At 35.6% G+C, this 8,019-nt stretch carries 11 protein-coding genes; 7 read left to right on the forward strand and 4 right to left on the reverse strand.

What is annotated here, in order from left to right; genetic code table 11:
• Nucleotides 1-19 precede the first annotated feature (19 nt).
• Nucleotides 20-871, reverse strand: a complete 852-nt coding sequence (locus JKP73_RS20115) for a YihY/virulence factor BrkB family protein (RefSeq protein ID WP_160807626.1) — start codon at nucleotides 869-871, stop codon at nucleotides 20-22.
• A 130-nt stretch (nucleotides 872-1,001) separates the two neighbouring features.
• Here JKP73_RS20115 and JKP73_RS20120 point away from each other — a divergent pair, with 130 nt between their 5' ends.
• From JKP73_RS20120 to JKP73_RS20130, 3 genes are read left to right on the forward strand one after another with little or no spacing between them, the layout of a single operon-like run.
• Entirely contained in the window at nucleotides 1,002-1,484 is a 483-nt protein-coding gene (locus JKP73_RS20120; RefSeq protein ID WP_021292650.1) for a DUF948 domain-containing protein, read from the forward strand.
• Nucleotides 1,485-1,486: 2 nt separating this feature from the next.
• Complete coding sequence (locus tag JKP73_RS20125; protein WP_021292649.1) at nucleotides 1,487-1,951, forward strand: DUF948 domain-containing protein; 465 nt, start codon at nucleotides 1,487-1,489, stop codon at nucleotides 1,949-1,951.
• The gene (locus JKP73_RS20130; protein WP_021292648.1) at nucleotides 1,932-2,165 is read left to right on the forward strand and encodes a hypothetical protein; all 234 of its coding nucleotides are present in this window, start codon (nucleotides 1,932-1,934) and stop codon (nucleotides 2,163-2,165) included. The genes JKP73_RS20125 and JKP73_RS20130 overlap by 20 nt, the downstream gene beginning before the upstream one ends.
• A 97-nt stretch (nucleotides 2,166-2,262) precedes the next feature.
• Here the strand turns inward: JKP73_RS20130 and JKP73_RS20135 are convergent, their stop codons facing one another.
• The gene (locus tag JKP73_RS20135; protein ID WP_160807625.1) at nucleotides 2,263-2,700 is read right to left on the reverse strand and encodes a DUF948 domain-containing protein; all 438 of its coding nucleotides are present in this window, start codon (nucleotides 2,698-2,700) and stop codon (nucleotides 2,263-2,265) included.
• A 239-nt stretch (nucleotides 2,701-2,939) separates the two neighbouring features.
• Between JKP73_RS20135 and cwlD the strand changes: the two genes are divergently transcribed.
• Both cwlD and salA read left to right on the forward strand, forming a co-directional pair.
• Nucleotides 2,940-3,674, forward strand: coding sequence for an N-acetylmuramoyl-L-alanine amidase CwlD (gene cwlD, locus JKP73_RS20140; RefSeq protein ID WP_021292646.1), 735 nt, complete (start codon nucleotides 2,940-2,942; stop codon nucleotides 3,672-3,674).
• 113 nt (nucleotides 3,675-3,787) lie between these two features.
• The gene (salA, locus tag JKP73_RS20145) at nucleotides 3,788-4,846 is read left to right on the forward strand and encodes an iron-sulfur carrier protein/transcriptional regulator SalA (RefSeq protein WP_200411734.1); all 1,059 of its coding nucleotides are present in this window, start codon (nucleotides 3,788-3,790) and stop codon (nucleotides 4,844-4,846) included.
• Between the two features lie 31 nt (nucleotides 4,847-4,877).
• On the opposite strand, the gene gerD is transcribed toward salA, so the two are convergent.
• Nucleotides 4,878-5,522 carry a spore germination lipoprotein GerD gene (gene gerD, locus JKP73_RS20150; RefSeq protein WP_021292644.1) on the reverse strand — a complete coding sequence of 215 codons (645 nt, stop codon included), beginning with the start codon at nucleotides 5,520-5,522 and terminating at the stop codon, nucleotides 4,878-4,880.
• Nucleotides 5,523-5,686: 164 nt separating this feature from the next.
• On the opposite strand from gerD, the gene JKP73_RS20155 reads away from it, so the two are divergent.
• Nucleotides 5,687-6,343: a KinB-signaling pathway activation protein gene (locus tag JKP73_RS20155; RefSeq protein ID WP_160807623.1), complete on the forward strand. Its 657-nt coding sequence runs from the start codon at nucleotides 5,687-5,689 to the stop codon at nucleotides 6,341-6,343.
• A gap of 50 nt (nucleotides 6,344-6,393) precedes the next feature.
• On the opposite strand, the gene pdaB is transcribed toward JKP73_RS20155, so the two are convergent.
• Nucleotides 6,394-7,152, reverse strand: coding sequence for a polysaccharide deacetylase family sporulation protein PdaB (gene pdaB / locus JKP73_RS20160; RefSeq protein ID WP_021292642.1), 759 nt, complete (start codon nucleotides 7,150-7,152; stop codon nucleotides 6,394-6,396).
• Between the two features lie 240 nt (nucleotides 7,153-7,392).
• On the opposite strand from pdaB, the gene JKP73_RS20165 reads away from it, so the two are divergent.
• A complete protein-coding gene (locus tag JKP73_RS20165; RefSeq protein WP_021292641.1) occupies nucleotides 7,393-7,614 on the forward strand; it encodes a hypothetical protein in 222 nt (73 codons plus the stop codon).
• Nucleotides 7,615-8,019: the final 405 nt, after the last annotated feature.

Consider the following 8,019-nt stretch of genomic DNA (forward strand, 5'->3'; position numbering starts at 1 on the left):
CATTGCCGATTTCTTTCTGTTATAATGATGAAACATTCGTAGTTTCATCGTATATATTCGATTGTCGAGAGTGAGAAATAACATTAATAATGGCACCACTCATAAAAATCATACCCGTTAGAAAGAACCAAATCATAAGAATGATAATTCCACCTAAGCTACCATAAGTTGCGGAGTAGTTACTGAAATTGCTAATATAGAAAGAGAATCCGAACGAAATAAATTGCCAAAGAATACTAGCTGTAATAGCTCCTGGTAAGATATGTGTAAAAGGAAGCTGTTTATTTGGTGCAAATCGATACAAAATAAGTAAAAAGCCAGTTAAGATGGTTAGACTTATTAACCAACGTAAAGTCTGGAATAAAATTCCCATCCCAAGGGAAAATCCAAGTAATGAATCCAAAAATTGTAGTATAACATCTCCGAATACAGGAACGATAATAGCGATGACTAATGCAGCAATCATGCTTAAGGTTAGTCCAAGTGCAATTAGACGTATGAAGGCAGCGTTTCTTGTCTCTTTGATTTCATAAGCTTCATTACTTGCCTTAATAAAAGCGTTCATAGCTGCCGATGCGGACCATAAAGCCCCAATAATACCAATTGTTAATATACCACCATGTGGTGTTTCAACAAGGTTTATAATATTATCTTCTAAAATGGTAGCTAGTTCATTTGGCAATGCCGTTTCAATAAAGGTAACTGCATCATGGGGGTTAATATTAAAATAGGGTATTAACGAAAAACATACTAAAAATAGCGGGACGATAGATAACAGAAAATAATAGGCTAATCCAGCTGATAACAAAGGTACATTGTCCGTTTTAAATTTTGACCGGAATAATCGAGTATACGCTTTTAATTTTGACATATTTAATCCTCCAGGATAGGGTTTGTTATGGTATACCCGACTCAAAGAGGCTTTAATCATTGAAAGGCTTGAAACGTTTTATTCCCAATGACAAGTGGTATAATGCAAGTATAGAAAGGGGGAGTTATTCATGGAAGAAATATTATATATAGCTATCATTATCGTTGCTATTGCTTTTGCTTTAACTGCAATCTACATAGCCTTTGTATTACATCGTGTATCAAAATTATTAAGATCAGTTGGAATTACATTAGGAGAATTGGAACAGGAAATGCAGCAGATAACTCCGGAATTAAAGGAGAGTTTACACCAAACAAATCAAATGCTTGATGACATAGACGATAAACTAAAGGCAACCGATTCTGTGTTTGATACTATTGATAACATGGGCAATTCTGTAAGTAATGTGAATCAAGCCATCAGAAAAAATAGCGACAAACTAACAGATGTTGAAATGGCAGAGAAAACTAAACCTTATATTGAAGGAATTCGTTGGTCGGAGGCTGCTACGTATTTATATAACAAGTGGAAGAAACGGACAACCAACGGGGATAAAAGGCAAGAAGTAAATACACCTATCGCAGGAAGTAATCATATTAGGAGAGAGGGATAATTATGTTAACAGGAATTGGAGTACTATTAATTGGCATTGCTTGTTTGGTTATTGCCGTTTTTATTGCTCATGTGTTGAATAATTTAGCAGGGGTACTTAGAGGTGTGGAGAAGACGGTTAATCAGCTACCTGACCAAATGAATTCCATTTTTAGTGAAACTAGCGGGCTGATCAAAGAAAGTAATCATACATTAGCTGATATTAATGATAAAATGAAACAGTTAAGTCCGTTATTCTATATTGTCAGTGATGTTGGGAATGTTACACGAAAGTTTTCTTCTTCTTTAGTAAACGTAACCGATACATTGAAAACCAAAACGGGAGATACGAAGGACGTTGCTAATAAGAATAATGCAGGTGGTTTATATGGCACGTTTGCTCTTGGTTACTATTGGTTGCAAAAAAAGAGACAGCAAAAGAAGAATCAACATGAAGGGGCACCAGTAAATGGCGAGGATAATAAGTAGGAATGTCGGTTCTATTTCCGCAGGAACGATTATAGGAATTGCTGTTGGTTGGGCATCTAAGAGTTATGTGAAAAGGCGCAATCAACGAGATGAAAACAGGTCGCTGGTTGAAACAATAAAACGCTTCGAACGAAGATTATATGAAGCTGGGCATATTCGTGCAAAGAAAATCGACCAGCTTAAGACCGATATTAATAAAAAGATATCATTATAAATAGCCAGATGGAAGGCATATACGATAAGTATATGCCTTCCATCTCTTTGTACGATATGTAGAATAATCAGCTTTTACTAACTATCCTTTGCTGCAATTATGACATATCTATTGTTTTGCGATTTTTGCTTGTTTGAATCATAAAGTAAACTAAGGTCATCATACCATACAAACCTTCTAAGTGATTTCTGCTTGTAAATACATTCCCTTCAGACTTATCCTCCCTCACTTTCATTACGACATCTGCCATTGATGAGGAAGCATGATTAGCTGCTCTTGTCGCATCCCCGAGCATGTAGAAAATGGGGCTTAGCTCCTTCACTTGTTTATTCACAGTTTGTAGGGTATCATTACCTGCACTCAATGTATTTCTCGCTTGGCTTGTTAAGTCCTCTACCTGGTTAGGTAAATTTTTAGTGCTCTTCTGTAAATTACTTAAAACGGCAGCTAGCTTATTTAATGGTCTGATTAATAATAAAACGAGAATTAATAATGCAACGCCGATAATCGAAACTCCAATTCCTAACCAATCCATATTCTCCATCCTTTCTTTTTATGCAGCACCTATGTTCTAGGTAATATCTCAAATTATATGAGTACTGACTTTTCTTTAATATACCACGAAATGGGTATTTGTAAACGAAGAAGCGGTAGGTAAATACTGACTTGAGACATATTTCCAAAGCGTGTCCCATAGAATAGAACAGCATTATTTATTCTAGAAAATGTGAAGTAAAAAACGGCTATATGGAATGGAAAAGGGGACGAGGATAGATGAAACAAGCATATAAATGGATGTTGTGGGGAATAGGTGCACTGATATTATTATATTTAATTCAAATGCCGATTCAACAAAATGAGTCAAGCTGGGTGGGCACATCATTCTCTTTGCCTTTATCTGGAAAGACGATTGTAATCGATCCTGGGCATGGGGGTCCAGATGGTGGGGCTGTTGGGAAGGATGATACACAAGAAAAAGACATCGCTCTAGAAGTGTCGAAGAAATTACAGAAGTACTTACAGCAATCAGGTGCTTTAGTTTATTTAACGCGGGAAGAGGATACCGATCTGGCTGCAAAAGAAACGAAAGGATTAGCACGTAGAAAATCGGAGGATATTCGCAACCGATTGAAATTCATAAAAGATAAAGAAGCTGATTTATTTATTACCATGCATTTAAATGCCTTATCTTCAACACGCTGGAGTGGAGCACAAACATTTTACTATCCAGGTAAAGATGAGAACAAACATTTAGCGAAAATGATACAAGCTGAGATTATTCGTAATTTAGAAAATACAACACGTACTGCGCTTCCAATAAATAGTGTTTATTTATTAAAACATGCGAACATACCAACTGCTTTAGTCGAGATTGGTTTTTTGTCAAATGAACGTGAACGAGAATTGTTAAAATCAGGAGATTATCAACAACAGATGGCCGCGAGCATTTATGAGGGAATCTTACGCTATGCAACCGAAGATATTCCAGAAGAGGAAGAAGAGCAATAACTGTGCCCTCTTTTAAGCTATTGCATATTACTTAGAAATTTCATTTTTTATGTTATACTAGCGTTGTATGCATTTACAAGAAGCATTAGCTGATAAAGGGATGGTGAATTATTATGCTTACAAAAGAAGAGATTATAGAACTGCTTCATCCTGTTAAAGATCCATTTTTACATATAACCCTCGAAAAAACAGACGGTATAAAAGAAATTACAATTAAAGAAGAAAAGAAACATGTCAGTGTAAAGATAGCAATTGCTAAAACCAATACGGCTGAACAGATGCAGCTTCAACAAGAGATTGTAGGTATTCTAAAGAAAAATGGAGCATCTACGGTAGGGTTGCGTTTTGAACAATTACCCGATGAGATGATACAAAAATATCAACCTGCAGCAGAAAAAGAACAAGAAGCGGCATTGATGGGAGGGAATACGAATACCAATTTTATTGCTGTATCAAGTGGTAAAGGTGGTGTTGGTAAATCAACGGTTACTGTCAATTTAGCCATCTCCCTAATGCGGTTAGGTAAAAAAGTCGGAATCATTGATGCAGATATTTATGGTTTCAGTGTACCCGATATGATGGGAGTCGAAGAGCGCCCACAAGTTCGTGGTGAAAAAATTATCCCTGTGGAACGTTTTGGTGTTAAAGTCATCTCCATGGGTTTCTTTGTAGAAGATAACTCTCCGATTATTTGGAGAGGGCCGATGCTTGGGAAGATGTTGAATAGTTTCTTTAAAGAAGTTGAGTGGGGAGACCTTGATTACTTATTACTTGATCTTCCTCCAGGCACGGGCGATATTGCAATGGATGTCCATGAATTACTTCCAACTTGTAAAGAAGTAATTGTCACTACACCACATCCAACTGCTGCTTTCGTTGCGGCACGCGCCGGTCAAATGGCGTTAAAAACGGAGCATGAAATTTTAGGTGTTATCGAAAATATGGCATATTTTGAAAGCAAAACCACTGGAGAGAAAGAATATGTCTTTGGTAAAGGCGGCGGCCAGAAACTAGCAGAAGTACTGAAAACAAAAGTACTCGGCCAATTACCTTTACAACAACCTTACGAAGAAGAGGATGAGTTTGCTCCATCTATTTACCAGCAGGATCATCCAAATGGACAAGCATACCATAAAATTGCTTCAAAAATTTTAGCCCAAATGGTAGACTAAGCAAAAGCGGACGCAATGAGCGTCCGCTTTTTTAGCCTCCTCCACTGGATTCACCGGCTCCGCCGCCGCCTTCACTACCCTGCTCTTGATTACCTTGCCCATTACCACCACTACCGCCGCTTTGTTTTGCTTGCTTTTCAGCAGCTTTCAGCAATGTTTCTTGCATTTTTTGTTGGAATGTTGGTGTTTCCAATGTTTGTTGTATGGTTTCTTCTAAATGAGCACGGAACTGTTGGCTTTTTACTACCTCCAGCATTTGCTCCGTTATTTCAGGGTTTTGTAATAGTTCCAGCATTTGTTTTTGATATTCTGCATCATTCATTAAATTCTTAATAAGTTTGATATGTTCTTCTTTCATCGATTTAGTATATTCTTTTACAAAATCATTATCTTGAAATAATGTGGTCCACATTTCTTTCCCTTTCTCTGAAACAAGGGCTTCGTTAATGGAGTTTTTCACTACATCTGATTCCATGATGAGATCTTGTTTCATTGCCTCATCTTTCATAATTTCACGTAATGCTTTTTTTCCATCTTCTGTTTGTAGTATATCAACAACCATTTTCTTTGTTGTATCATAATCTCCTTTTTGTTCAGAGGCATTTCCATTGTTGCAGCCACTGACGATTAGGATGACAGATAACATCATTACGGTGATATACATGGACCGAATCATACGGAAATCCTCCTTCCTTTTCACCTTTAATATGCGTGCTAATAAAGAAAATTATTCGCTAATAGGAGGAAAAATTAGGCCCTTCGTGATAAAATACCAATGGAAAGCATTATCAAGGGATAGTTAATAAATGGTATTTTACATAGTAGTGGGAGGAAGCTATTTTGAATAGTCGAAAATTAGTGCATTTCTTTTTCAAAACGTTGTTTATTGGTGGAATTGCAGGACTTGTTACTAGCTTTTTTGTGAAAGCGGATGATTATGCTGCATTTCTAAATCCGTTTGATTTAATGGAGATTTTTGGACTTGTTATATTTTTTATTGGTATCGGATTTGTGTTTAGTGTCGTCAGCCAAACAGGATTTTTTGCTTATTTATTCATTCATCGATTTGGTCTAGGAATGTTTCGTTCATTTTGGCCAACAGTACAAGTGCTACTCATTGCTTTTGTCGTTTTTGATTTAGTTTACTTTCCATATAAAGCTACAGATGGTGAAGTTGCTTTATACTGGTATATCCTCATGTCGGCGGCAATTTTAGGGTATGGTTGGATTGTGGCAAAGATTAAAGCGAATGAAACAAACAAACAGGCGTTTATTCCTGCTTTATTCTTAATGGTCGTGATAACAACGATTGAATGGGTACCGGGGTTACGAACAGAAGGAACTGATTACGCATGGTTAATGATTATTCCGTTATTAGCTTGCAATACATATCAGCTTTTAGCATTGCATAGAATCAATAATCGTGTCGATGATAAGAGTAAAAAATCAACATCAAACACTTTAACGAAAGATAAAATCCAGACAAGCAAAGGATAATAAACGTCGATAAGAGTGATACTCTTATCGACGTTTTCATATAAGAAAATTTATTCTACAAGCTTGGGTTCAGCATGTGCTTGATTAATCAACTCTGTAATGGATACAAATGAAAAACCTTTATTTTTCAAACCAGGAAGGATTGTTTTTAATGCATTTGCTGTTTGTTTTGCGGAATCAGAAGCATGAAGTAACAGGATATCCCCATTCGTAGTAGATTTCATAACAGTGTCTACGATGGTATCTGTACCAGGATTTTTCCAATCATTCGTATTGACATTCCAATGAATCACCTTATAATCCATATTTTCGGCCAACTCAATTACTTCTTTATTAAAATGTCCGCTTGGTGGCCGCAAAAGATCTACATCTTCATAGCCTAGTTTATCAAATGCTTCCCTTGCTTTTCTTAAATCTGCCTTAACTTGATCTATATTTTGATCTAAGTAACTCTTATATTGATAACCAAGAATGCCGAGGTCGTGTTTATCTTCTGTGATTTTTTCTAAGATATCTGGATGCCTTTCTGCCCACTCCCCATTCACGAAAAACGTAGCTTGTACATTTTTTTCATTAAGTTGATTTAATATATCGTGAACTCTATCTTCTCCCCAGCTTATATTAAAGGTTAAAGCAATATTACTTTCATTTGCATTTCCTTTTGTCATTGCGCTTGGTTGATTATTGGAAAATACCGAAAAGCTTCCATCTCTTTCAAACCAAATAAATGTAGCTGTAAATAAAGCAAATAATACCACAACAAGCCATCGCTTCCATTTATTAAATCTCCATACATAAAAATGCTGCATCTTTTTCCCTCCTTTATACAACTTGTCCTTAATAAATGCATATGAGCTTATATGAGATTTAAGAACAAAAAGATATAAAAGTAGAAAGATGATGGATGAAAAAACGGTCTTTAAGGAATAGTATATAGTAGTTAAATGTTAGCGAAGAACCGACAAATTTTTAGTTTTATTGCGAATACATTTGATAGAACGATTTTTCAACAGTATCCCAATTGATTAGAAAAACACGAGGTGAACGTAGTGCTTGGCTTATTAATTAATGAGATAGAACAGAAGGAAATGGAATATCTATTAAGACGAGAGTTAGAAGAAATATTAATGGATTTAGAAGATCAACGTATTGACCATATGGTAAAAAGAGCCATGAAAGAGAGATATAATATTCTATTTCAACTATTCCGTAGGGTGGCAAGTGAGAGTGAATGCATAAAATATATGCCAAAACGTAGCGAAAATCAATAACGGATAAAGTGAATTTCCTAACGTGCTTTAATTTTGGAGATTCACTTTTTATGCTTATTAAAGCATATAGCATTTTTTGACGAAAAATTATATTTTTTTATTTTCACCTATTGATCTCCATAAATTTATATGCTATATTAGTTTCTGTTGTCAACAAGGCATGGCAACAACCCAATGAAGTATTTAATTAAATAACTTAAAAAAAGTTATTGACAAACACTTCGAATCATGATAAATTATATCTTGTCGCAAAAAACGACAAAACAATTATTTGCTCTTTGAAAACTGAACAAAACAACCAGTATGTCAAGAAAAACAGGTAACCTGTTATTTCTATAAAACAACCAGAAGGCAACTTCTGGAGAAGCTAAGAAGAATGATTAACGGTGTTTAATCATAAACAAA

Origin of the sequence: Virgibacillus salexigens (genome assembly GCF_014905415.1) — a bacterium.
Lineage (GTDB): Bacteria > Bacillota > Bacilli > Bacillales > Amphibacillaceae > Virgibacillus > Virgibacillus salexigens.

Excerpts from the sequence above, each read along its gene's own strand:
- cwlD (WP_021292646.1), top strand. The coding sequence starts at position 2,940 with ATGAAACAAGCATATAAATGGATGTTGTGGGGAATAGGTGCACTGATA.
- salA (WP_200411734.1), top strand. The coding sequence starts at position 3,788 with ATGCTTACAAAAGAAGAGATTATAGAACTGCTTCATCCTGTTAAAGAT.
- JKP73_RS20120 (WP_021292650.1), top strand. The coding sequence starts at position 1,002 with ATGGAAGAAATATTATATATAGCTATCATTATCGTTGCTATTGCTTTT.
- pdaB (WP_021292642.1), bottom strand. The coding sequence starts at position 7,152 with ATGCAGCATTTTTATGTATGGAGATTTAATAAATGGAAGCGATGGCTT.
- JKP73_RS20115 (WP_160807626.1), bottom strand. The coding sequence starts at position 871 with ATGTCAAAATTAAAAGCGTATACTCGATTATTCCGGTCAAAATTTAAA.
- gerD (WP_021292644.1), bottom strand. The coding sequence starts at position 5,522 with ATGATTCGGTCCATGTATATCACCGTAATGATGTTATCTGTCATCCTA.
- JKP73_RS20130 (WP_021292648.1), top strand. The coding sequence starts at position 1,932 with ATGGCGAGGATAATAAGTAGGAATGTCGGTTCTATTTCCGCAGGAACG.
- JKP73_RS20125 (WP_021292649.1), top strand. The coding sequence starts at position 1,487 with ATGTTAACAGGAATTGGAGTACTATTAATTGGCATTGCTTGTTTGGTT.
- JKP73_RS20135 (WP_160807625.1), bottom strand. The coding sequence starts at position 2,700 with ATGGATTGGTTAGGAATTGGAGTTTCGATTATCGGCGTTGCATTATTA.